Origin of the sequence: Dehalogenimonas sp. W (genome assembly GCF_037094495.1) — a bacterium.
In the GTDB taxonomy this organism is placed as follows: Bacteria; Chloroflexota; Dehalococcoidia; order Dehalococcoidales; family Dehalococcoidaceae; genus Dehalogenimonas; species Dehalogenimonas loeffleri.
On the sequence record NZ_CP146612.1, the window covers coordinates 1 to 23,896 of the forward strand.

The window sequence follows — 23,896 nt, forward strand, 5'->3', positions numbered from 1 at the left end:
AAGAACTTTGTCAGGCTATACTTGCAGGGTTAGTGAAATACTACCAATTTCCAATATTTGAATAAGGGTACCGAGATTGCTTCGCAGCAGGCTCGCAATGACGGGGGGGGCGAGCTATCAGCGGTCAGCCGTCAGGTATCAGATGAGAGGACCGAGACTGCTTCGGCGCAGCCTCGCAGTGACAGGTAAGAGTTGGCAGTATTCGGTTCCAGTGTATTGAACCGGATGCCGGTGTTCCGTCATAATTACGACAATGAAACTCATTGATTCTCACGCACATCTGGATTTGCCGGAGTTTGCCCCCGATTTTGACGTGGTGTTGCGCCGGGCGGCGGGCGCAGGCGTGGCGAAAATCATTACCATCGGCATTGATCTGGAGTCCAGCCGCAAAGCGGTGGGGCTGGCGGCGGCGCACGAAAATGTCTTCGCGTCGGTGGGTATTCACCCCTGCGACAGCGCCACGGCCACCTACGAAAATCTGACCGCACTGGCCGCACTGGCGACAAGCCCCGGAGTGGTGGCGATAGGTGAGACCGGGCTGGATTTTTACCACAAGCCGTTCTCGGAGGCGGAACAGCGGAAATCGCTGGATTTTCACCTGAACCTGGCGGTTAAGACCGGCTTGCCGGTAATCATCCACAGCCGTGAGGCTGATGAAGCGATGGCGCCGCTGCTGTCGGCCTGGGCGGCGGCCAATCCGGTTCATCCCAAAGGCGTAATTCATTGTTTCAACGGGGATACGGCGACGTCCGATAGCTACCTGGAGTCCGGTTTTTATATCGCATTGGGCGGTTATGTCAGCTATCCATCGGCCCGAAAGAATCATGACATCTACCGTCAGATTCCGCTGGAACGATTGCTGCTGGAAACCGATTGCCCGTTTCTGCCGCCTCAGGCATACCGGGGGCAGCGCAATGAACCGGCGTACCTTATGCAGACAGCAGAAGCGCTGGCGGATATCCGTGGGATTACGATGGAAGCACTGGCACGGGCGACGACAGAGAATGTGACGCGGTTGTTCCGGCTTACAGGCTGAGGTAACGCCTTTTTACCCGGCAGCCGGCGATTTACCCTTATCCAGCTTCAACAATAAACTATCCACCGCGGCTTCCAGCGTCCGGCGATTGAACGGCTTGGAAATTACCGGAATACTGATTGTTTTCAGATAATCCCGGATAACAACGTCCGAACTGTCTCCGGTGATAAAAATGACGCAGCCGGCCAGCCACGGCCATCTGGCGCAGATGGCATCGTAAAGCTCCATGCCGCTGGTACCGGGCATGCGGATGTCCAATAGCACCACGTCATAATTATTGCGCTCCAGTAAGTCCAGGGCTCGCGATGCCTCATCACACTCCTCCACCACATGCCCGTTTTGGACCAGGAGACGCTGAATTAAGGCTCTAACGAAGGGTTCATCGTCAATTACCAGAAACCGGGCTTTGTTCTCCGACCGACGGTTCTCTACCACCGGTGCCGTCGCCAATTGTCCGGCCGGATGGTGCGCCGCCGGCAATTCAATAACGAAGGTGGTGCCGTGACCGCGCTGACTCTCTACCCGGATGGAGCCGCCGTGTTCCTGAATTATGCCGAAGGACAGGCTCAGCCCCAACCCGGTACCTTCACCGGTGTCTTTGGTGGTAAAGAACGGTTGAAAAATGCTCTGTTGAATCTGTTCATCTATACCCGTGCCGTCATCGGTCACCAACACCCGCACGTTATCACCATATTGTTCGGTGGTGAGGGTCAGCGTGCCCTGGTTGCGGGCCTGTTTCATGGCATATTCAGCATTGACGATAAGATTCAGAAATACCTGTTGTAGTTGTCCCGGATCTGCCTTGACCCGGGGTAAATCCGGGGCGTAGCGTTTAACCACCTGAATATTGGAGGTTTTCAGGACATAGCTGCGCAAGCCGATGGTATTGTCAATAACTTCGGCTAAATCAGTGTGTATTTTTTCGGGGCTTGACTGCCGGGCAAAAGTCAGCAGCCGGGCGACGATGTCTTTGACTCGCTGGCTGCCTTCATAAATGACTTTTACTTCAGCCGCGGCGTTTTCCGGCAGGTTTTCCTCCAGCAACAGCAGTTCGGCGAAGCCGATAACACTGGTCAAAGGATTGTTTATTTCATGCGCGATACCGGCGGCCATTTCACCGATAGCCGCTAAACGACCGGATAACTCAGACTTTTCCCGCAGGCGCCGGTTTTCGGCTTCCTTCAACTTCTGATCGGTGATGTCCCGAATGAACACCACCAGGTAGCCGTCATCAACCGGGCGATACTGGGCACTGATTTCCACGTCGTAAATGTTGCCGTCTTTGCGCCGGTGTTGAGTTTCAAAACGGGCGTCACCGTATTCCCGGATATGCTGGATACGCTTTTTTGTCTCATCAATTGTTTCGTGAGCTTCAAGATCAGAAACCTTCATGGATTCCAGCTCTTCCATGCTGTAGCCGCTCATGCGGCAATAGGTATCATTAACCTCAAGCAGGCGCCCGTCAAGATCCGTCATCCAGAAACCGTCCAGGGCGGTCATCAGGATGGTGCGATGCCGCTCCTCAATGTTCTTAAGCGCACACTCAGCGATTTTACGCCGGGTGATGTCGCGGACGACCGATAAAACCATTTTCTGGTTGTCATGCCTGATGGTCTGAGCATGAACCTCAACGGGAAAGACGGCGTTGTTTTTACGCTGGTGGGACGTCTCATAGATAACTTCGTTGGAATTAACTGTTTTCCGACGGTTTTCTTCCCAGGTAGTCAACGCGTTTGGCGGTCTTAACGCCTTAATGTTGAGGCTGATAAGTTCAGTCAGGGTGTAACCCCGGGTTTTGAAAGCATTTTCATTGGCATAAATAATCTGGCCGTCCGGAGTTGTTAAGAATATTGAATCAGTGGCGGCGTCCAAAAGGCGCGCTTTCAGCTCCAACTCCTGCGACACCTTTTTTTGATCATCAATGTCATAGGTCAAATGCAGAAAGATTGGCTCCCCTTCATCCGTGAATTGACCGGTAGGATAAATAGCCGGTTTCAACCAACGGTTATGGAAGGCATCAAACGCCTCAATCTCAACGCCTTTTTCGGTGGCGATCGCCTGTTGCAACGGGCAGTATTTAAAGTGGTCAACACCGTGAACCAGTTGCGGACAGTACCGTCCGATAACGTCTTTGGCATCAAGTTTAAGCGCCCGGCACATGGTGTTGTTAGCGAATAAGATACGATGATTGGCATCTATCAGCATCACATAAAACGGTAGGGCATCAAGTGACCGGCCTATATCCAAGCCTTCAACGTTTATATGTGAATAATCACTTCCGCCGGTATTTTGAGCTTTTTCAAGTGAATTATAACCGGAACTATCGGGTGTCATATCCAGCCTCGCCACCTCTGCCGCAAAGTATTGAAAATATCTTAAAATCGGGTACTAATACTTAAGGTCTATGTTACAACGGATTTGATTAATACCGAAGGCGCATTATAACATTTATTTATATTAATTGGTATCAATTTATGAGCCGGAAAAGCCTTCATGGTGACCCGTGTGGGCCATTTGCGCCATGGTTTACGCCTGTGGTTATGAGACCGGACCAAGGAGAGTGATTCCCGAGCCTTCAAGGTGACGCGCGATGATGAATCGGTTCGGCCCGATTACACCTTAAACGCCGAGGGGCAGATATCGTTCAGAAAGCACTCGGCGCACCGGGGCTTGCGGGCAAAACAGACGGCGCGGCCGTGGTTCTGAATCAGGTGCGGAAAGCGGCCCCATTCATCGTGCGGTACCAGTTGCATCAGGTCTTTTTCAATTTTTACCGGGTCTTTCTGAATGGTGAAGCCCAGGCGCTGCGACAGACGCGCCACATGGGTGTCCACCGCGATACCCTCAATTTTTCCGAAAGCATTCCACAGCACGATGTTGGCCGTCTTGCGTGCCGCACCGGGGATTTGAATCAGCTCCGCCATGGTCTGCGGCACCTGACCGTTGAACTTTTCCACCAGCGTCCGGCCCATGCCGATAAGGCTTTTAGCCTTATTGTGATAAAAACCGCTGCGCTTGATGATGGTTTCCAGTTCGGTTATGTCGGCCTCGGCATAATCCCGGGGTGTTTTATACCGGGTAAAAAGCGCCGGGGTGACGGAATTGATGGCGGCATCGGTGGTCTGGGCGGACAGAATAACGGCGGCTAATAATTCCAACGGGCTGGAAAAATTCAGAGCAATCACGGTCTGAGCGTAGGCCTTCTTAAGCCGCTTAATAGTCTCAACAATATCTGCGGGTTTGTCAGTCATAAACCAAGTTTAACCCGATAACATCATTTTGACAAGAACGATTGCGTCCACTCAATTAAACCTATACCACGGGCACGGTAATTGCTATAATAGCGATTATGTCTGAAACAAAAGTGATTATGATCCAGGGCACATCATCCAACGTGGGCAAAAGCGTGCTGGTGGCAGCGCTGTGCCGCATCTTCAAACAAGATGGCTACAAAGTGGCGCCGTTTAAGTCCCAGAACATGGCGCTGAACGCCTTTGTAACGCCGGAGGGCGGCGAAATAGGCCGGGCACAAGCCATGCAGGCAGAAGCAGCCGGAATAGCCCCCAGCATCCACATGAACCCGGTGCTGTTAAAACCGGAGGCTAATTCACGCTCTCAGATTATCCTGCACGGCAAAGTGTACAACAATACCTCCGCCGCCGCCTATTATCAGCATACGCAATTTTTACTGAGTAAAGTTAAAGAGTCTCTGGATTACCTCAAAGAACGTTACGACATTATCGTCATTGAGGGTGCTGGATCACCGGCGGAGATTAACCTGAAGTCCCGCGAGATTGCCAATATGCGCATGGCGAAACTGGCCAATTCACCGGTGCTGCTGGCGGGTGATATTGACCGCGGCGGGGTGTATGCCTCATTCGTGGGAACGCTGGAAATACTGGACGAAGAAGAACGCAAGCTGGTCAAAGGTTTCCTGATCAACAAGTTCCGCGGCGATGTCACGTTAATCAAAGATGCCAACGATTACCTGGAAAACAAAACCGGCCGGCCAGTGCTGGGCGTGGTGCCCTATTTCCGCGACATATTGCTGGCGCAGGAAGACTCGGTGTACCTGGATGAACGGCAAAATAAAGATTCCACGGCTGATTTGGATGTCGCTATTGTCCGCATCCCGCGGATTTCCAACTATGATGATTTTGACGCTCTGGAAGAAGACGGAGCTAATATCCGTTATATTACCCGGCCGGATGAAATGGGCAGCCCGGACCTGATTATCATTCCCGGCTCCAAGACTACCGTGCCGGACCTTTTGGCTATCCGGCAGTCCGGAATTGCGGACGCTATTATTAAACGAGCCAAAGCCGGAACTCCGGTTTTCGGTGCCTGCGGCGGTTATCAAATGCTGGGCAAACTGATTCATGACCCGAATCATGTGGAATCAGAGCAGGACACCGTTGAAGGATTGGGCCTGATCAATGCTGAGACCACTTTTGCCGCCACCAAAGCGACTACCCAGGTTAAAGGGGTGATCACTGAGGACCGCGGACTGTTGGCGGGACTTAAAGGGGAGATTATCGGCGGCTACGAGATCCACATGGGCCGGACGGTCAGCCCCGACCGCCCCTTCCGCATCACCGAAACTCAGGACGGCGGCGCGGATTATCCTGACGGCAGCGTCAACGAGGCGGGTACGGTTTTCGGCAGCTATATCCACGGTATCTTTCAGAGCCACGGCTTCCGGCGCGGTCTGATGAATAACCTGCGGCGGCGCAAAGGCTTGCCGGAGCGCGTCTATGACGCGCCGCTGGACAAAGAGAAGCACTATGACGCCCTGGCCGACCTGGTCAGACAGTCGGTGGACATGGACGCCATTTACCGCATCCTGAACGAGGGTATTAAAACTTGAGCCAGGAGAACATTGAGAAGCTGCGTCAGGGGAGTCTGGTTGAGCCGGCCTGGCAATTGCTGGGCATCAAACTGGTTGAACTGGACGACGGATACGCCAAAGTCAGTTTGACGCTCAAGCCCGAATTTACGAACTTCGTGGGCAGTGTACACGGCGGAATTATTGTGACCCTGGCTGATTCAGCTTTCGGCTATGCCGTTAATGCATTGCATTACCCGACAGTGGCGGCCCAATTCAATACCCATTTCCTGAACCCGGCCTACCCGGACTCCGAGCTGACCGCAGAGTGCCGGGTGGTCAAAGCCGGCAAGCGGGCAATCATGGCCGAAATTAGCGTTGAAGACGCCACTGGCAAACTCATCGCCCGGGCGACGGGAACCGGCATACCGCTTTAACATAATCGCGATATCCAGGAATACATCGGCAAAGGTTTGTATACGGCAAAGTTAAAGCCGCCGGTTTAACGCCCGCTTAGCACCTTGACAATACCCGACACGGTTAACAGCGTGCCGAGAACGCCGAGAGTTCCGGTGACCAGCCACTGGATGAACGGCGAGACATAACCGATAGCCAGACCGCCGGCGGCCAGACCGAACACCATGGCGGCCCCGATCATCATTGAAACCCCCTGGTCCCTGGCGTCAACTGCGGCGGCGATGCTGAAAGACGAGTCTTGTTTTTTGTAATACTGTTGCTGTTCCATCTGCTTACTCCGGTGAATTCCTTACACCTCATATAACGCAGGAAATCAACAAAAGTCAGTTATCCCGGCTGAAAAGATATGATATAATACGCTTGATGAATAAACCGACCTGGCAACTGACCGCCACCACCATTAAATGTGAAGCCGTGGACGATGAGATTACCATCATGGTCAATCCAGACGGCACGGCGAAATGCGCCAGTTATGACAAATACGGCTCACCGGATAAAAAGACCCTGGCGGATATGGAAAAAAAGGCTCGCAAACTGGGGTTCAGCCCTAAATGCGAAGGCCCGATGTGCCGCCGGATCACCGACTATCGCGACCGGATAATAGCTGAAGAAGACTAAGTCTGAATCAGTGTTTGGCGCTCTGGCCCAGATAGGCTGAGATAACCTGGGGGTTGTTGCGGATTTCTTCCGGAGTGCCCTCAGCGATTTTCCGACCAAAATCCAGCACCACGATGCGATCCGCCAGATCCATGACCACGCCCATATCATGTTCAATCAGGACGATGGTATTCAGGCCGTCACGGAGTACCGGCGTATCCGGATAACATTCACCCTGACCCTCAAAAATATCCACGATAAACCGGGCGATGTCTTCTTTTTCTTCGCTGTTCATGCCGGCCATCGGTTCGTCCAAAAGCAGCACTTTCGGTTCCAGCGCCAGGGCGCGGGCGAATTCAATGCGTTTGCGCATGCCGTAAGGCAACGAGGCGACTACATGATGGCGTACCGCCTCTATCTCCAGAAAATCAATGATATCTTCCACCACCCGGCGATGCTTTATTTCTTCGTTATGGGCCGGGCCGAAGTACAGCCCGCCGGTCAGCAGATTCTGTTTCATGAAGACATGGCGGGCGGCCATGGCATTCTCCAGCGTGGTTAAGCCGGAAAAAAGCTCAATATTCTGAAAGGTGCGCGCCAAACCCATTTTGGCGGCCTTGTCCGGGCGGATACCCCTGATATCCCGGCCTTCAAAAATAATCTCTCCTTTTTGCGGCTTATAGAAACCGTTAAGGCAATTCAACAGACAGGTCTTGCCGGCACCGTTAGGCCCGATAATAGCCAGAATTTCATTTTCCCGAATGTCCACGGAAACATCTTTTAAGGCGGTGATACCGCCGAAAGACAGGGTGATGTTACGCATGCTGACCTTAACCGGATTCTGTTGTTTGACAAGGGTGTCTGTCATGCTAATCCCATTTCCGTTCATCAATGACTATTTTAGCGTCGGCGGGAATAGTTCCCGTCGCCAGCAGTTCTAAATCATCCAGTTTGACCACGCAGGAGTTGTGGAACGCCCGGGCGATTTCAGGCTTAAGATTACCGGTCTCAGAAATCGCTGCCATTTCCAGCCGCAGGGTCAAATAGTCCCGATTGCCGTCACGCCTTACAACCAGTTGAAAACGACCGGCATCCGCAAAAGAACCTAACATTTCCTGCACCTGCTTGGGCACGACAAACATGCCGCGCACTTTAACAGCTTCACCACTGCGGCCCAGCAGGCCGACCAGTTTGGGTGCGGTGCGCCCGCAGGCGCACTGGTCAACGATGAGTTTAGACAGGTCTCCGGTGCCGAAACGCAGCAAACCCCAATGCGGGTTATGTAACGGCGTGACTACAACTTCGCCGATTTCGCCCGGCGGCAACTGCTGTCCGGTGGCCGGATCAACAATTTCAATGACGTAATCATCCATCAGGTGCAGACCGGACTTGTCAGCACATTCATAGGCCAGCGCACCGCCCGGTTCGGTAACGGCATAGACCTGATAGGTATCAATACCGTAGTCAGCCTCAAGTTTCCGGCGGATTGACGGCGACAGCATTTCGCCGGTAAACCAGGCTTTTTTGATTTTCAGGTCCTTTTTAAAATCGCCGGTTTCCTGAACCTTGTTAATCAGGCCCATCAAATAACTGGGCGTACCGACAAAGCCATTGCATTTAAGTTCCTTCATCGTCCTGATATGCACGTCGGTATTGCCGGCACCGGCGACGACAACCGTTGCGCCGCATTGCCGGAGCGCCTCACCAAACAATGTACCGGCAGGAGAGAGGTGATAGGTAAAGGTATTGATAACGATATCCCCTTTGCGGAAACCGGCCGCCCAGAAAGAACGGGCAAACCACTCAATTTTGGGTGAATGCAGAGGCTCATAAACCGGCCCCGGCGAAATAAAAATGCGTTCAATATCCTCTGGTCGGCCGATGTAATAACCGCCGTACGGCAAGTCATTTTGCTGCTGTTCAATTAAATCCGGCTTACGGGTGATGGGCAGTTTTACCAGATCGGCAGCGCATTTTATGGCCGCCGGTTTTACTCCGGCGGCTTTCATCATCTTGTGAACTGCCGGCGCGCCGCGGTAAGCCCGGGCCACCGCCTTTTTCAGCCGATTGTCCAGATATTCCCGCCGGTCCTCCGGCCTCATTGATTCCAGTTTATCGTAATGTTGTTTCATCAAATACCTTGTGGTGATTTACCGCAATAATTATAACCAGCGTTTGCGCCGTTTGTAATGCTTGACGTCGCGATAGCTCTTTTTCTGGCCTACCGCGGACAGCCCCATATAAAATTCCTTGACGTCTTCATTGTTCTGCAGGAAATCCGCCGTGCCGTCCAAAACCACCCGGCCACTCTCCATGACGTAGCCGTAATGGGCAATGGACAGGGCAATACGGACATTCTGTTCTACCAGCAGCACAGAAGTCTGCTGTTCTTCATTAAAACGTTTGATAATGGAGTAAATCTCGTCCACCATCATCGGCGCCAGACCGAGCGAAGGCTCATCCAGCATCATCAGTTTAGGCCGCGCCATCATCGCCCGACCGATAACTACCATCTGCTGTTCACCACCAGAGAGATAGCCGGCAGTATTGTTGCGCAAATTCTTCAGACGGGAAAAGTAATTGTAAACCATTTCCAGGTCATCTTTGACCGCCTGCCGGTTGGTACGGTTAAAGGCCCCGACCATAAGGTTCTCCTCAGCAGTCAGGTGTTCAAAAACCCGTCGGCCTTCCAGTGCCTGCACCAATCCGAGCCGTCCGATGTATTCCGGATTCTTCTTATCAATGCGTTCGCCGTCCCATTCAATGTTACCGTCGGTGACTTCACCTTCTTCAATGTGCAACAGGCCGGAAATGGCTTTCAAAGTAGTGGTTTTGCCGGCGCCGTTAGCCCCCAGCAAGGTGACAATCTGACCGTCCGGAACCGATAGCGAAACGCCGTGAAGAACCCGGATAACATTCAAGTAGGCGACTTCAATATTGTTCAGTTTAAGCATGATATCAGATAATTCCAACCAGTTCGCCAGGCAGGGGGATGTTCGTAATCCCCCTGCCTTTGGTATTTTTAACTAAATCCGTAGTCAATGTAAACGGCATTAATCCAATCGGTTTTCGGAATGATAGCTCCTCCGGCGACTTCAAAAACCCGCATGGCTTTGCTTAAACGGTTGTCACCGGGGGTATAGTTTACCGGGCCGTGCAGCCCCGAAACGTCGTAGTTAGACAGCATTTGAATACCATATTTTTCAACATTTTCAGGTGTCAGATTTGCGGCCCCTCCGGGAGTATTTTGAATAGCTGTTTCCAGAATTTTGGCAATCAATAAACCTTCTGCCCAGGCGGTGATATAGTCCATATTGTCTTTATATGCCGGGTGATACTGGTTAACGTATTCGGTCATTTTTGCCATACCGGCAACATTATCGCCCCAGCTAACGGTGGGGAAGACACCCAATACGCCGTTAGCATTTGCGGCGCCAGCCAGCGCTATCATTTCGCTGGTAAAGCTTGCGTGCCCGCAGCCGATGGTAATTCCGGTCAGCCGTGGGTTAGCTTGATTAGCCTGAAGTGTTCTGATATTTTTGATGATCACAGAAGTAGGCGCAGGCGTACTGGAGATAAAAATGACATCAGGATTTTTAGACGCGATAGTAGTTAGAGCAGTAGTTTCATCCGACGTAGTGCCTGTATGGGTGGAAATATCCACAATCTCTATGCCCAAATCGGCGGCTAATTTGTCCGCCGCATCTTTGGCACCGGAACCTGTGGGGTTATTGAGCAACATAAGTGCCATTTTCGGCTTACCAGTGCCCTGCCAGACATTTTCCATATAGTATTTGGCAAAAATCGCCCAACCATCACCATAATCAGGCATTTGAGCATAAATATGTTGGGCAGGTTGAGTGATATTCGGGGAGCTGAACACCGTAAAGCCCGGCAACCCGGCTTCATTGGCGATATTCATTACCGGAGTCATCATGGCCGAAGCCTGAGTGGTGAACATCAGGACATTCTGAGAAATAAATTCATTAATTATTGTTGTGGCTCTAGAAGATTCGTAGGCATTATCTCTACTAACCACCTGAATCTCATGCCCCAAAACCCCGTCAAGTTCTTCGTTGACATATTTAATAGCGTCCAAAACCCCGGCTGCCATCGGCTGCCCTTTGGAGGCTGCGGCACCGGTTTGTGGATACATGATACCGACTTTCAGCGGTTGCTTCACCGTTTCAGTCGGATCAGGGTCACCGTTACCATCGCCGCAACCGGCCGCTAATACCGGCAGGCCAACCAGGATCAAGATAAGAGAGATGACTGATAATTTTGATAACCAATTCTTGCTAATCATGCGAAATCCCCTTTCTACTATTCTGTGTCTGTGACTTCCAATTTACGCTGCTCACATATTCCAAACCTCCAACTTTAGTGAGAAAACGGCCATAGCCGGTAGGAAGCTTTGAAGAGTTGCCAGCGGTGTGCCAGGCCTCTGGGTTCACGTACTAAAAACACGACGATTACCAGACCGAAAACCAAAGGCGCCAAACCGGCGGTAAAACCAGAAGGTGCATCCGGCAGGGCTGATTCCAATGCCGGCGATACCATGGTAACTCCCTGCTGAAGCAGACGAATGGCGACCACCCCTAATACAGGACCCAGTGTGGTTCCCGCCCCGCCGATAATAATCATGCCGACATACAAGATTGAATCTGTGATGGAGAAATGTTCGGTACTGACGAACCCTATCCAGTGAGCTGTCAATGACCCGGCTATGCCGGCAAGAAAACAGCCGATAAAAAAGGCGATTAACTTGTATCGGAACAGATTTATGCCCATAACTTCGGCAGCCAAATCATTATCCCGAACGGCTACAAACGCCCGGCCAAGCCGGGTTCTGGCTAAATTCTTGGCATAAAATACAACCATAACAGTCACCACAAAAATCAGGAAAAAAAGACTGGCCTGCGAACGGAAGGTAATGCCGAATATCTCTGCCCGCGGTACGCTGAGGCCGGTGAATCCCCCGGTAATCTCAAGATGACTGATAACCCACAAAATGATTATCTGCGCCGCAATGGTGGCAATGGCCAGATAAAAGCCTTTGACTCTAAGCGAGGCCACGCCGAAAATTACTCCGATTAAGCCGGCCATGATCCCGGCAGCCGGTAAGGCGATTAAAAAGGGCAAATCTAATTTGGCCGTCATTACTGCCGAAGTAAAGGCGCCGACGGCAATAAAACCAGCGTGACCCACTGATAGTTGTCCGCAGTAACCAGTCAAAATATTCAAACCGGTGGCCGCCACAATAGTGATACCAATCAGGTTGGCAACACCCAGCCAATATACTGATAAATACATTGGAGCAGTAAACAATACCAGCAACCCGATTATCAGCAGCGCCCAATGAGTCCTGGTGCGAAAAATAGCCATATCCTTGGCGTAGTTAAAGTTTCGCGTGCCGCAAGGCAGACCGGTACTCATGAATGGCTTAACCTTTCTACGAAGGATATATTATTGAAAATAATTGACAACCGGCTATATCCTTTCAATACGAACCTGCCCGAACAAGCCGTAAGGTTTAATGAACAATACGATTATGATAATAATGAAGGGGATAACGTCTTTAATTCCCGGCCAGGTGTATTGGGTTAAATAGCCGCCGCCAAGATTCTCGGCTAAACCGATAATCGGCCCGGCGACCATGGCACCAAGGAAGGAGTCAAGCCCGCCGAGAATAACCACCGAAAATGACTTCAGGCCGGTTTCCACCAGACCATGGGTAATGCCGCCAATGCTGGACATCAATACGCCGCCGATTGCCGCCAAGGCACCGGCGAACATCCAGGAAACCGAGAAAATCTTAGTCACAGGGATGCCGCAGGCCCACACCGCCATCTGGTCATCAGCTGTAGCGCGCATGGCCACCCCCATTTTGTGATAACGGAAGAAAATGCTGACCAGGACGAATAATACCAGCGCAATACCCGCCGCCCACAGATATTCCTGGGATACAACAGCACCGAATATCTGCACCGGTTCATCCGGAATGAATTTCGGCATAGCCGCCGTGGATATAGGCCAGAACATAGAAACGAGACCTTCAAAAATAAAGGCCACACCCAGAGTTACAGTGATAAGCGAAAGTATCGGTTGCCCGATAAGGGGCCGCAGCACAACCCTTTCCAGTATCCACCCCATCGTGGCCGCAGCGGCAATAGTCACCGGCAGTCCAAGCCAGAACGGCATACCCGCTTGGTGCATCGTACCATAAGCAATCCAGGAAAATAGTAACACCATCTGCCCAAGGGCCAGATTGGCGACGCTGGATGATTTCCAGATAAAGGTAAAACCCAGCGCGATCAAAGAGTAGACCAGACCAACGGTAATACCGGTCAGTACGAATTGCATCAGGTCAGCCATACTAAAGCTCCCTCACCTTGATTGATGTGGTCACGACACCCTTGCGGCCGTCACGATAGGTGACCGGCGCTTCAACTTTGACCTCCTGGTGTTCACCATACATGGCTTCTATAAGTTCCTTGTAGCGGTCATACATGGCGCCCCGGCGCAGCTTGCGGGTGCGGGTTAGCTCAGCTTCATCCGGATCAAATTCCTTATGTAAAATAACAAACTTCCTGACTCTGGAATGTTCCGGCAGAAAGCCGTTGACTCTGGCAATATCTTTGGTAACGAGGTCGGCCACCTCTTTTTTCTGAGAAAGGTCAACGTAAGTGGTGAAGTTGAGGTGGTTATTCTGGGCCCATTTACTGACCATGGAAAAATCAATATTAATAATGGCCGAGACAAAATCCTTGTCTTTGTCCCCCAGCACCATCGCGTCCTTAATATATGGTGAAAATCTGAGACGCCCCTCTATATACTGCGGGGCGAATTTGACCCCGCTCCTAAGTTCGCCCATATCTTTCAGACGATCCAAAAATATTATGTGCCCATCCGAATTGATATTGACGGCATCACCGGTGCGGAACCAGCGGCCCGGCGCAAAGCTCTCGGCGGTTTTGGCTTCGTCCTTGTAATAACCGGAGAACATACAGTCTGAACGGACAAACAGCTCCCCTTCAGCAGTCAGGCGGACCTCGGTGTTCAAAGCCGGTCTCCCGACGCTTTCAAAGGCAATCTCCCCACCGGAATGGGAGGAAATAAAACCGGCTTCAGTGCTGGCATAATTTTGCCGCAGTTCAATGCCGATAGCATGAATGAGTTTAAAGGTATCCAGCGCAAGAACTGATGAACCGGTAACGGCACAACGAACGCGGGACAAGCCTAGTCGATCCTTAAGTGGCCGGAACATCAGACCGTCTGATATTTTACCCAGCACCTTCCACATCGCCCCGGGGTCCTTACCTGACAACCGGGCCTCCGCCAGACGATAACCTACTGGTAAAAATGTCCGATAAGCCAACCGTTTGAACGGATGAGCGTCCATCATCTTGACCTGAATGTCAGAAACCACGCCTTCCCACTGCCGGGGACCGTAGATAACGAAATGAGGTCCGATTTCCCGGGTATCAGCAGCAATTGTTTCCGGTTCCTCCGGGAAATTCAGCCGGGCACCGGATATTAAGTGAGGAATGGTGGCAAAGAAACTGTCGCCGACCCAAGCGGCGGGAAAGTTGGAGATGAGGTCACTCTTGTCATCCAACGGATACCGGGTAACAAATCCGGAAGCGGTGGCAATAAGCGCGCGGTGATTCAACATAGCGGCTTTTTGCTGACCGGTGGTTCCGGAGGTGTAGTAGATAAAGGCGGTGTCGGAAGGGTCAATCCGGTTGAGGTTTTCTTCAAACATTTCCGGGTGCTCCCGTTCAAATGCTTTGCCCAGCTCAAGCACTTCGGGAAAACTAATCAGCAGCGGATCATCATAATTCTTCAGACCTTTGGGATCCCAATAGACAACCTTTTTTAGCTGTGGGGTTTCAGCGTGAATTTCCAGGAACTTATCAGCTTGCTCCTGGTCATTAACAATGGCAAAAGAGGCACCGGAGTGATTGACCACGAATTTAACTTCTTCAGGTACAGCATCAACATAAATGCCGGTAGGAATAGCCCCGGCGCCCTGTACCGCAAATTCAGCCCAAAACCATTCCGGCTCATTGTCGCCGATAAGGGCTACCACGTCAGCCCGCTTCAAACCCAGGGCGATCAACCCCAGCGAAAAATATTTTACTTTTTGGAAATATTGAAGCCACGTATAGCGGTGCCAGACGCCAAAATCCTTATAACACATGGCGGTTTTATCCGGCCAGCGTTCGGCATTTCTTTTTATTAGTCCCGGTACCGTCTGTGGATCCACCTGGTTGCTTCTACCCCCATAAACAGAAACCACCCCCGCTTGGGAGGTGGTCTTAAATTCGCCTTCTAAGTATTTTAGTCTGTATTCGACCCGCCCAAGCGCACTCTGGTGCGCTTGGTAAAGGCGAATTTAAAGCTGTGCCTGTCAAAAAATACCATAGCGCGGTAAGAGTAACATACGCCATAATACCTGTCAAATCTGCTATGACTTAAGAACTAAGACTCAATGAATACTGACAGCCGGTTTGGGTGGGTGGTATAATTATATTTAGACAAGCTGAACCTCAGAGAGGAGGATGCAGTAATGAATATTGCCGGTATCCTGCTGATTGCCGTGGCGATTGGTCTGTTTGCCGCAGAGGCATTAACTTCCGGTTATGTACTGTTCGCCGCTGCCGGTTTAATCGCCTTGATTTTAGGCGGTATTCTGTTATTTGATTTTGCCGTAGCACCGTGGGTAACCGGTTTCCTGCTGGCATTGATTCTTATCCTGTCACTGACAGCAACCATTCTTATAGCCCGCCGTGTCGCAGCGGCTCACCACCAAAAAATCGCCACCGGCAGCGAAGAATTAATCGGGCTCACCGCCAAGGTGCGTTCTCCATTGAAACCAACCGGTACCGTTTTCATTGAAGGTGAAATCTGGACAGCGGTTCTGCCGGAAGGAACCGCCGCCATTGGGGATACCGTTACGGTCACCGCCGTGGACGGGTTAAATTTAAGGGTAACTAAATAATATTTTGACGGAGGTCTGACATGGATGAAGCAACCATCAATGCCATGGTGCCCTGGCTCATCGTATTCTTTTTCCTGATTGTTTTAATGGCCATGAGCATCAGGGTAGTCAGCGAGTACGAACGAGGCGTTATCTTCCGGCTCGGGCGGTTAATAGGAGCCAAAGGACCAGGTTTGTTCCTGCTTATACCTTTTATTGACCGAATGGTGAAAGTAGACCTCCGCGTAGTCACTATGGACGTGCCGGCGCAGGAGGTTATCACTAAAGACAATGTAACGGTCAGAGTCAACGCAGTGATTTACTTCCGGGTGGTTGACCCGCAGTCTTCGGTGGTGAAGGTCGTGGACCACATCCGGGCAACATCACAGATTGCCCAGACCACCTTGCGTAACGTGCTTGGTCAATCCGAGCTTGATGAACTCCTTGCTGAACGGGATAAACTGAATGACATTGTTCAGGATATCATTGATAAACACACCGATCCCTGGGGTATTAAGGTCAGCACCGTTGAGATCAAAGAAGTTGAGCTGCCTGAAACGATGCGCCGCTCAATGGCTGCCCAGGCTGAAGCCGAACGTGAACGCCGGGCTAAGATCATCCATGCCGAAGGTGAATTCCAGGCCGCGGCCAAGCTTTCCGAGGCCGGCGCGGTGATTGCCAAGGAACCGGTTACCCTGCAACTGCGTTATCTCCAGACCTTGACGGAGATTGCTTCTGAACGCAACTCCACCCTGATATTCCCGGTTCCGATTGACTTAATCAGCATGTTCATGAAGCATGTGGAAGGCAACAAGAAGGAATAGTGTTTCAATTCAGGAGACGTGCCGCAGCATGACATCGCCGGCAATGATGTTATGACTGCGGCCGTCGTCCGACCGTATGATTAGAGACCCGTCCATTTTAACGTCCTCAGCCAGACCCTCTATAATTGCCTTGCCGGTAACCGCCGTGACCCTGCAACCCAGAGTAACCAATCGTTGACGCCATTCGTTATATATGCCTTGGGAATTAAAATTGACATACAAGGCTTCCGCTTCAACGATAATTCCCCGTAATAACTTCAGAACATCAACCTCGGCACCCGATTCTACCGACAGGCTGGTGGCAATATCGGCGATCTCGGCGAACTTCATGGCATCCAGATTCACGTTAATGCCGATGCCGATAACCGCGAATTGCCGGCCCTCGACATAACCGCTCTCTACCAGAATGCCGCCAACTTTCCTGCCTCTGATAAGCAGGTCATTAGGCCATTTAAGGTCAACTTGTATTAGAGCCGCGTCTGAAATAGCCCGGGCTACCGCCAATCCGGCCATCATGGTCAACGACTGGAGTTTATCCTCCGACGGATAAAGCAAAATAGATAGAGACAGCGAACCTTCCGGCGATGACCAGGAACGGGCCAGTCTCCCCCGCCCTCGGGACTGGCAGGCGGCCATAACGACGGTGGCTTCAGGCGCTCCAGATGTGGCTGCTTCCCGGGCGACGTCCATGGTTGAATTGACGTTGTCATAGGTTAGGATATGCTGAACCCAGCGACAGCCGCCTAAAGCACGTTCTACATTTGTTTGATTAATCTCAGCCATGGCACAAGTATAACATCGGGACTATTCAGCTTCCATTGACACAAGACCTAAGCGGACTGATAATAGTTTTCAGGAGCAGAATTTATGACTGACGAAGACAAGCTGAACCAATACCGGGCTAAACGTGATTTTCAACGCACCTCCGAGCCACCGCCCAAAGCCGAAACAACCTCGGATAAGCCGGTGTTTGTGATTCAAAAACATGATGCTTCCCGACTGCATTACGACTTCCGGCTGGAAATTGACGGCGTGCTTAAAAGCTGGGCTGTCCCCAAGGGACCTTCCCTGGACCCTCAAATCAAACACCTGGCTGTGCCGACCGAGGATCATCCGATGGCGTACGCCAACTTTGAGGGCACAATTCCAAAAGGCGAATACGGCGGCGGGACAGTCATGGTCTGGGACTTCGGGAGCTATCAAAATATCCAAGCCACCAAAGAAAAACCGCTGTCCATGACCGAGGCTTTCCAGGCCGGGCGGATAGAGGTTTTTTTGCAGGGCAAAAAATTAAAGGGTCTCTTTGCACTGATCCGCACCGCCCGCGGCTGGCTCTTTTTTAAGATGAAAGATGAATATGCTGAAACCCGGGATATTCTCACCGAAGCCCCAACTTCAGCCCTGACCGGCCGCAGCCTGGAAGAAATCACTTAAACAAATCTGCTAATTTTGGCCTCAAAATCAGCCGGTCTATAATAAATTTACAACAATATCTTAAGGGGAATAATCATGGATTCAGTGGAACTTTTAATCATCGGCGGCGGCACCGCCGGGGAAACTGCCGCCGGCAAAGCAATCGGCGCGGTTAACTCCATAGCCGTCGTTGAACAGGACCGGGTCGGCGGCGACTGCGTCTATAACGCCTGTATTCCGACTAAAGTCCTGGTCCATGCTGCCCGCGTCTATAAAAGAATGAATAATGCCGCATTCTTCGGTCTGCCGGATGCTGATGTCCGCGCCGATTACGCCAAAGTTAAAGCCGCCAAGGACGACTTTATCAATAATATCTCCCAGGGCCGGGACCGCAAGCTGGAAGCGAAAGGCGTCAGATTATACCGCGGTCAGGCACGTTTCAGGTCACCGCATGAAGTAGAGGTTGGGGATACGCTGATCAGGGCGGACAAGATAATAATCACCACCGGCTCCGCCCCTTCTGTCCCCCCCATTCCCGGACTGGCCGAAACCGGGTACCTGACCAACGTCACCGCCCTGCAACTGGAACAAATTCCGGAGCGCATCGCCATTATCGGCGGCGGTGCGGTGGGGGTTGAATTCGCCCAGATATTCAACGCCTTCGGCGGGCAGGTGCATATCATTGAGTCTGCGGACCGCTTACTGGCAAATGAAGATGCTGACATTTCCAGCACCGCCCGGGTTTTGTTTGAAAAGGCCGGTATCAAGGTATCAGCAGCAGTCAAAATATCCAAGATTGAAACCACCGCTTCCGGTAAACTCATAAGCGGAGTTGACGGCAAGGGTCAGGAATTTCAGGAAGTATTTTCCGAGATTCTGGTGGCAACAGGCCGCCGGCCGGTTTTGGACGATTTAAACTTAAAGGATGCGGGCGTGGACTTCACCCGCAAGGGCATCATGGTTAATGATAATCTCCGTACCAGCGCCGGGCATATTTGGGCTGCCGGGGATGTGACCGGCATCGCCTTATACACTTTTGTCGCCTGGGAACAGGGCGGAGTTGCGGTGGAGAATGCGTTGAATAATTCCGGCAGGTCATTGAATTATGATATTTTGCCCCACGCCACGTTCAGTGACCCGGAGATTGCCGGTGTCGGGCTCACGGAACAGGCGGCCAAGGAACAAGGGTTCAAGGTCAGCACCGGAACTTTCAATTATGCCGACCTCACCCGGGCTATGGCCGCCGATGAAACCGAAGGCTTTATCAAGATTATTGCGGAATCCGGTACCGGCCGGATTTTAGGCGGCCATATCATCGGCAATGAGGCTTCTTCTTTGATACACGAAGTCGCTGCGGCCATGATCCGAAAGGCTACAATTCAGGATATAGGCGGGACCTTCCATGCCTTCCCCACCCTGTCGGAAGGGGTTCGCTATGCCTGCCAGGCGGCTCAGGGCTAACAATCCTCAACCTGGGCTTTTTACGATTGCGGGCTATCAATATTTGCCCCGTTTAACCCTGAATATACCCCTTGGTTACCATACTCTAATGCTTTCTAAGCATGATGGCGGATACCGCTCAGGCATATTTCGTCGTACAATTTAAATGTAGTAAAAATGAACTATTTCGTCTGTGTAAAATTCACAGCGACACATGGATGATAATGGTTCTTACTACCTGTAACTGGTGTACCACCGCAAAATTTAAAATAGAAGGAGTATTTGCATGGGAAAGTATCATCCAACGGTCAGCCGCCGGGATTTCATGAAAGGAATAGGTTTGGCCGGTGCCGGACTCGGCGTTGCCGCCGCCGCATCCCCGGTTTTCAGAGACCTTGACGAAATGGCCGCCGCCAGCGAGATCTACACCAAGAAACCCTGGTGGATTAAAACCCGGGATCATCTTGATATGACCACCGAAGTGGATTGGAATCAGGTGAAACGTTACAGCGAAGACGACACACTGCGGGGCAGCCGGGCAAATGATTATAAGCTGGATTTATACCCTCAAACCGAATGGGACCGCCGCGGTACCGAGAAATCTGAAAAGGAAAACCAATGGCTTCAGGAAGGCCGTGCCGGCTGGTCTTTAAAAGATTTTGCCTTTTCCGGCAATGTCGGTGCCAACCAGTCTACCACCCAGAGCTTCCTGGGCCCACAGAAATCAACCACCCCCGAAGGCCGCGGCGTCGCTAAATGGCAGGGTACCAAGGAAGAAGCCGCGGCTATGCTGCGGACATTCCTGCGGTTTGTCGGTGCCATGAATGTTGGTTTCGTAGAGCTGGAAGAGGCAAATACCAAGAAATTCATCTACGATTATGAGCAGCGTAAAAAAGTGCGTAACATCTGGGTTGACGATGATAAGCCGTCTATAAACGTGGTATCCAGTTCATTTTCTGAATATCGCATACCCAACAGTTTCAAACATGCTATTGTAATCATCAATCAGGAATCAATGAAGTCATTCAAAGTGAACCCGACCCAGTTGATGGCTCAGATCCGCTACCAGCGTAACGTCAACATTCAGGCCGCGACCATGGAGTTTATCCGCAGCCTGGGTTACCAGGCCGTCGGCCAGTTCGCCACCAATGCCATCGGCATCGGCCCGGCGCTGGCAACCGTTGCCGGCCTTGGTGAAATGGGCCGGGTCAATCGCCTGATGACTCCGGAACACGGTCCGGTGGTCGGCGTCTTCACCATGCTAACCAACCTCCCGTTACCCGCTGACAATCCAATTGACGCCGGCTATCTCAACTTCTGCCGCACCTGTATGAAGTGCGCCGATGCCTGCGGTGAAGGTGCCTTGTCATTTGAAAAGGACCCCTATTGGGAGACCATCGGCCCCTGGAATAACCCCGGTCACAAAACGTGGTTTGAAGATTCAGTCAAATGCACCGCCTATCGCGCGTTGCCTGATGCCTGTACTTCAGGCAAATGTCTGGCGGTCTGCACCTTCTCCAAGGACCATGTGGCTGCGGTACACGAAGCGGTTCAGATGACCGTTGCCAATACCGGCTTGTTTAACGGATTCTTCAAGAATATGGACGATATCTTCTACGGGGAAGGACTGCACGATCCGGCCAAATTCTGGGAAGCCGAACATCCTATTTACGGCATTGATACCACCATCCATGCACCTGATACTCACGCCTAGAAAATTGAGAAAGACCTGAGAGCCATCAGGCAAAACCAAAGAAGGGGGAAGCTGTACAGCCTCCCCCTTCTCGTTTTCCAGACGTTGTTTAAACCGTCTGTCTTAAAGCACGCAGGTTAGATTCCGACACACTGATAGAGTAAGTACATCCCGGAGTCAGGATCAAACGCCGGCCGCCCATACGCTCCACCGCCTGCCGCCCCTGAGCGGCAACTTCTTCCGGTGTCGCGTTCGGCAGAGCCTGCTGTTGTTCAATACCCCCCATCAGAACACCGGGGAAGATACTGGCTGCCGTTTCCAGATCAATGTCCGATGTAACATCGTGCCAGTTAAGCGCCTGAACCGGATAATCAGCCAGCAATTGCATCATTGGATGCTGCCCATGCAGATGCAGAACATTGAACCAGCCTTGACTGGTGGCATTCAGCACTTTCAAATCACCCGGACGTCCAAACGATAGATACTCTTGCGCCGTCATCATTTCGTAACTGGCAAACCGGGTAGACAAAAATACGCCATCGGCTCCCAAGTCAATACAGGATTTAATAAATTCGGCGCTGGTTTCAGCGAGCACCTCAAGCGCCGCCGATACCCTTTCCGGATATTGCCTGAGGTGGGCCATCAACAGTTCATCCCCCGCCAGATAAGCGGCCATCGCCAGTGGATTAAACATAGTCACGATAATCGGCGTATCAGCGTCTTTTTCAGCAATTATGCGTTTTAATGAATCCAGGTGCCAACCGTAGGTCCCCTGCCTGATATCAAGGTGTTTAAGTGCCGTCCAGTCTTCAGGTTGAAAAATAACTCGTGACAGATACTCCCGGTCACCGTTGCTGTTGCCCTGATAGGCATGAGTAATGCCATAATCGTCGACACAATAAACCGATGAAACGGGCAACTTAATAAAATCAAGGTCAAAGCGTCGCTGATAATCCAGCGTTACCGCGGCCAGTGTCTCCGGTCTTTGATCATCGCCCGGCCAATGCCGCCAAAAACCCACCGGAACCCGATCAGTTTCACGTCCGGCGATTACTGCCTGAATTCTTTCTCTTTTATTCATACAGCCAACGCTCCTAAAATAACATTTTCTTATACATGAAGGATACAGTCGCAGAACTTTGAAAATTGCGGGGTGCATTGAGGTTGGAAATTAAATTGGAGCGGGTGACGAGACTCGAACTCGCGACAACCTGCTTGGGAAGCAGGTACTCTACCAACTGAGTTACACCCGCAAGGAAATAAACACCGGATATTTTAGCGGTTAAACGCATCCGATGCAAAGGATTAAAAAGCTGAAAGTGCTATTCTTCGTCTTCCGGCGGCGCTACCGGCGGGGCAGGCTTTTTCGGCTCAGCCTCAGCGGCGGTGGCTGGTTCAGTTGTTTTTTTACCTTCAACCGTAGCGGTGACGTTACTCACTTCCTGAGTAATATCCTCCTGAGCTTTTTTGAAAGACCGCAACCCGCTACCAAGCGATTTACCCAGCTCCGGCAGTTTGCCAATACCGAAAACCAATATAACAATGACCAGGACAATGATCATTTCCGTAGGCCCGATTCTCATATGAAACCCCGCTGCTTTTTAAGGCATTATACCATAAGCTCAATTGTTATCGCGTAGCCGTCAGACACCTGGTTAGTAAATATACTGATTGGTGATGGCTGAATGCCGGAGTATAATTGGTGTTGAATAGGAGAGTAAAGATGGAAGTCGCTGTTTTTGCCGGAGGCTGCTTCTGGTGTCTGGAAGAGATATTCAGGCGATTAAAAGGGGTCAACACCGTCACCTCCGGCTATACCGGAGGCCATTCATCCGACCCAGATTACAAAGCAGTCTGCACCGGCAGTACAGGCCACGCTGAAGCCGTCAGGATAGAATTTGAGCCCGACACCATCAGCTATCAGGAGTTACTTAACGTCTTTTTTGCAGCTCACGACCCAACCACCTTGAACCGCCAGGGTGCCGATGTCGGCAGTCAGTACCGGTCAGCGATTTTTTTTACCAATGAGTTACAAAAATCAGTTGCGGAAAACACCATAGCAGATCTAAACCGCGGGCAGGCATTTCCAAAACCACTGGTAACGGAATTGCAGAGACTGGCAACATTCTACCCGGCCGAAAAATATCATCAAAGTTATTATCAACAGCATGCTAATCAGCCTTATTGCCGGGCAGTGATTGAACCCAAACTCAAAAAACTGTTCAAAGATTAAATAAACAAACGGAGGATACCATATGAGCTGCAAAGCAACATTCAACGGCAAGACCATCGCGGAAAGCGATGCCTGCCTGGGAACGGAAGGGAATCTGTATTTTCCGCCGGAATCGGTGAATAAAGAATACCTGACACCTTCCGAACGGCGTTATCACTGTGTCTGGAAAGGAGATTCCGGATATTATAATGTGGTCGTTGACGGCAAAACAGCAAACGACGGCGCCTGGTATTATGACCAGCCTTCCGAAGCGGCAAAGGAATTAAAGGATTATGTCGCTTTTGATCAAGGACTGGGAATCCAGGTGGAAGGCAGCGCTGAAAAATCAATTATTAGGCCATGGACAACCGGTTACCGCTAAATCAATTTCCACAG

Annotated in this window: 24 protein-coding genes and 1 tRNA gene; 11 read left to right on the plus strand and 14 right to left on the minus strand. The window is 51.3% G+C overall.

What is annotated here, in order from left to right; all coding sequences use genetic code 11:
* Positions 1-253 precede the first annotated feature (253 nt).
* On the plus strand, positions 254-1,036 hold the full coding sequence (locus tag V8247_RS00005) for a TatD family hydrolase (RefSeq protein ID WP_338737526.1): 783 nt from the start codon (positions 254-256) through the stop codon (positions 1,034-1,036).
* Between the two features lie 12 nt (positions 1,037-1,048).
* Here V8247_RS00005 and V8247_RS00010 read toward each other — a convergent pair whose 3' ends face one another.
* Complete coding sequence (locus V8247_RS00010) at positions 1,049-3,370, minus strand: PAS domain S-box protein (RefSeq protein WP_338737527.1); 2,322 nt, start codon at positions 3,368-3,370, stop codon at positions 1,049-1,051.
* A 278-nt stretch (positions 3,371-3,648) separates the two neighbouring features.
* Positions 3,649-4,287 (minus strand): endonuclease III, encoded by a 639-nt coding sequence (gene nth / locus V8247_RS00015; RefSeq protein ID WP_338737528.1) that lies wholly within the window; start codon positions 4,285-4,287, stop codon positions 3,649-3,651.
* A 98-nt stretch (positions 4,288-4,385) separates the two neighbouring features.
* On the opposite strand from nth, the gene V8247_RS00020 reads away from it, so the two are divergent.
* Positions 4,386-5,903 (plus strand): cobyric acid synthase, encoded by a 1,518-nt coding sequence (locus V8247_RS00020; protein WP_338737529.1) that lies wholly within the window; start codon positions 4,386-4,388, stop codon positions 5,901-5,903.
* A complete protein-coding gene (locus tag V8247_RS00025) occupies positions 5,900-6,298 on the plus strand; it encodes a PaaI family thioesterase (protein WP_338737530.1) in 399 nt (132 codons plus the stop codon). Before V8247_RS00020 ends, V8247_RS00025 begins: the two co-directional genes overlap by 4 nt.
* 65 nt (positions 6,299-6,363) lie before the next feature.
* On the opposite strand, the gene V8247_RS00030 is transcribed toward V8247_RS00025, so the two are convergent.
* The gene (locus V8247_RS00030) at positions 6,364-6,606 is read right to left on the minus strand and encodes a hypothetical protein (RefSeq protein ID WP_338737531.1); all 243 of its coding nucleotides are present in this window, start codon (positions 6,604-6,606) and stop codon (positions 6,364-6,366) included.
* A 95-nt stretch (positions 6,607-6,701) separates the two neighbouring features.
* On the opposite strand from V8247_RS00030, the gene V8247_RS00035 reads away from it, so the two are divergent.
* The gene (locus tag V8247_RS00035; RefSeq protein WP_338737532.1) at positions 6,702-6,956 is read left to right on the plus strand and encodes a hypothetical protein; all 255 of its coding nucleotides are present in this window, start codon (positions 6,702-6,704) and stop codon (positions 6,954-6,956) included.
* Positions 6,957-6,963: 7 nt separating this feature from the next.
* Here the strand turns inward: V8247_RS00035 and V8247_RS00040 are convergent, their stop codons facing one another.
* The 7 genes from V8247_RS00040 to V8247_RS00070 form a co-directional block, all read right to left on the minus strand.
* Positions 6,964-7,803 carry an ABC transporter ATP-binding protein gene (locus V8247_RS00040; RefSeq protein WP_338737533.1) on the minus strand — a complete coding sequence of 280 codons (840 nt, stop codon included), beginning with the start codon at positions 7,801-7,803 and terminating at the stop codon, positions 6,964-6,966.
* 1 nt (position 7,804) lies between these two features.
* Positions 7,805-9,067 carry an AMP-binding protein gene (locus V8247_RS00045; RefSeq protein WP_338737534.1) on the minus strand — a complete coding sequence of 421 codons (1,263 nt, stop codon included), beginning with the start codon at positions 9,065-9,067 and terminating at the stop codon, positions 7,805-7,807.
* Between the two features lie 30 nt (positions 9,068-9,097).
* Positions 9,098-9,889: an ABC transporter ATP-binding protein gene (locus V8247_RS00050; protein ID WP_338739380.1), complete on the minus strand. Its 792-nt coding sequence runs from the start codon at positions 9,887-9,889 to the stop codon at positions 9,098-9,100.
* A gap of 68 nt (positions 9,890-9,957) precedes the next feature.
* Entirely contained in the window at positions 9,958-11,241 is a 1,284-nt protein-coding gene (locus tag V8247_RS00055) for an ABC transporter substrate-binding protein (protein WP_338737535.1), read from the minus strand.
* 74 nt (positions 11,242-11,315) lie between these two features.
* Complete coding sequence (locus V8247_RS00060) at positions 11,316-12,371, minus strand: branched-chain amino acid ABC transporter permease (RefSeq protein WP_338737536.1); 1,056 nt, start codon at positions 12,369-12,371, stop codon at positions 11,316-11,318.
* Between the two features lie 54 nt (positions 12,372-12,425).
* Complete coding sequence (locus V8247_RS00065; RefSeq protein ID WP_338737537.1) at positions 12,426-13,310, minus strand: branched-chain amino acid ABC transporter permease; 885 nt, start codon at positions 13,308-13,310, stop codon at positions 12,426-12,428.
* Between the two features lies 1 nt (position 13,311).
* A complete protein-coding gene (locus V8247_RS00070; protein WP_338737538.1) occupies positions 13,312-15,204 on the minus strand; it encodes an AMP-binding protein in 1,893 nt (630 codons plus the stop codon).
* A 303-nt stretch (positions 15,205-15,507) separates the two neighbouring features.
* Here V8247_RS00070 and V8247_RS00075 point away from each other — a divergent pair, with 303 nt between their 5' ends.
* Positions 15,508-15,939, plus strand: coding sequence for an NfeD family protein (locus tag V8247_RS00075; protein WP_338737539.1), 432 nt, complete (start codon positions 15,508-15,510; stop codon positions 15,937-15,939).
* A 44-nt stretch (positions 15,940-15,983) separates the two neighbouring features.
* Entirely contained in the window at positions 15,984-16,742 is a 759-nt protein-coding gene (locus V8247_RS00080) for a slipin family protein (protein WP_375340893.1), read from the plus strand.
* A gap of 9 nt (positions 16,743-16,751) precedes the next feature.
* On the opposite strand, the gene V8247_RS00085 is transcribed toward V8247_RS00080, so the two are convergent.
* Positions 16,752-17,525: a biotin--[acetyl-CoA-carboxylase] ligase gene (locus V8247_RS00085; RefSeq protein WP_338737543.1), complete on the minus strand. Its 774-nt coding sequence runs from the start codon at positions 17,523-17,525 to the stop codon at positions 16,752-16,754.
* An 84-nt stretch (positions 17,526-17,609) separates the two neighbouring features.
* Here V8247_RS00085 and V8247_RS00090 point away from each other — a divergent pair, with 84 nt between their 5' ends.
* The 3 genes from V8247_RS00090 to V8247_RS00100 all read left to right on the plus strand — a co-directional run bounded on the left by V8247_RS00090 (position 17,610) and on the right by V8247_RS00100 (position 21,309).
* A complete protein-coding gene (locus tag V8247_RS00090; RefSeq protein ID WP_338737545.1) occupies positions 17,610-18,176 on the plus strand; it encodes a DNA polymerase ligase N-terminal domain-containing protein in 567 nt (188 codons plus the stop codon).
* A 75-nt stretch (positions 18,177-18,251) separates the two neighbouring features.
* Positions 18,252-19,616, plus strand: a complete 1,365-nt coding sequence (locus tag V8247_RS00095) for an NAD(P)/FAD-dependent oxidoreductase (RefSeq protein WP_338737547.1) — start codon at positions 18,252-18,254, stop codon at positions 19,614-19,616.
* Between the two features lie 265 nt (positions 19,617-19,881).
* Positions 19,882-21,309: a reductive dehalogenase gene (locus V8247_RS00100; protein ID WP_338737548.1), complete on the plus strand. Its 1,428-nt coding sequence runs from the start codon at positions 19,882-19,884 to the stop codon at positions 21,307-21,309.
* A gap of 88 nt (positions 21,310-21,397) precedes the next feature.
* Here the strand turns inward: V8247_RS00100 and V8247_RS00105 are convergent, their stop codons facing one another.
* The 3 genes from V8247_RS00105 to V8247_RS00115 all read right to left on the minus strand — a co-directional run bounded on the left by V8247_RS00105 (position 21,398) and on the right by V8247_RS00115 (position 22,871).
* On the minus strand, positions 21,398-22,369 hold the full coding sequence (locus V8247_RS00105) for a uroporphyrinogen decarboxylase family protein (RefSeq protein ID WP_338737549.1): 972 nt from the start codon (positions 22,367-22,369) through the stop codon (positions 21,398-21,400).
* 96 nt (positions 22,370-22,465) lie between these two features.
* Positions 22,466-22,541: transfer RNA gene (locus V8247_RS00110), tRNA-Gly, on the minus strand.
* A gap of 69 nt (positions 22,542-22,610) precedes the next feature.
* The gene (locus V8247_RS00115) at positions 22,611-22,871 is read right to left on the minus strand and encodes a twin-arginine translocase TatA/TatE family subunit (protein ID WP_338737550.1); all 261 of its coding nucleotides are present in this window, start codon (positions 22,869-22,871) and stop codon (positions 22,611-22,613) included.
* A gap of 140 nt (positions 22,872-23,011) precedes the next feature.
* On the opposite strand from V8247_RS00115, the gene msrA reads away from it, so the two are divergent.
* Both msrA and V8247_RS00125 read left to right on the plus strand, forming a co-directional pair.
* Positions 23,012-23,521, plus strand: coding sequence for a peptide-methionine (S)-S-oxide reductase MsrA (msrA, locus tag V8247_RS00120; RefSeq protein WP_338737551.1), 510 nt, complete (start codon positions 23,012-23,014; stop codon positions 23,519-23,521).
* 22 nt (positions 23,522-23,543) lie between these two features.
* The gene (locus tag V8247_RS00125; protein WP_338737552.1) at positions 23,544-23,882 is read left to right on the plus strand and encodes a DUF427 domain-containing protein; all 339 of its coding nucleotides are present in this window, start codon (positions 23,544-23,546) and stop codon (positions 23,880-23,882) included.
* The last annotated feature ends 14 nt before the right edge of the window (positions 23,883-23,896 follow it).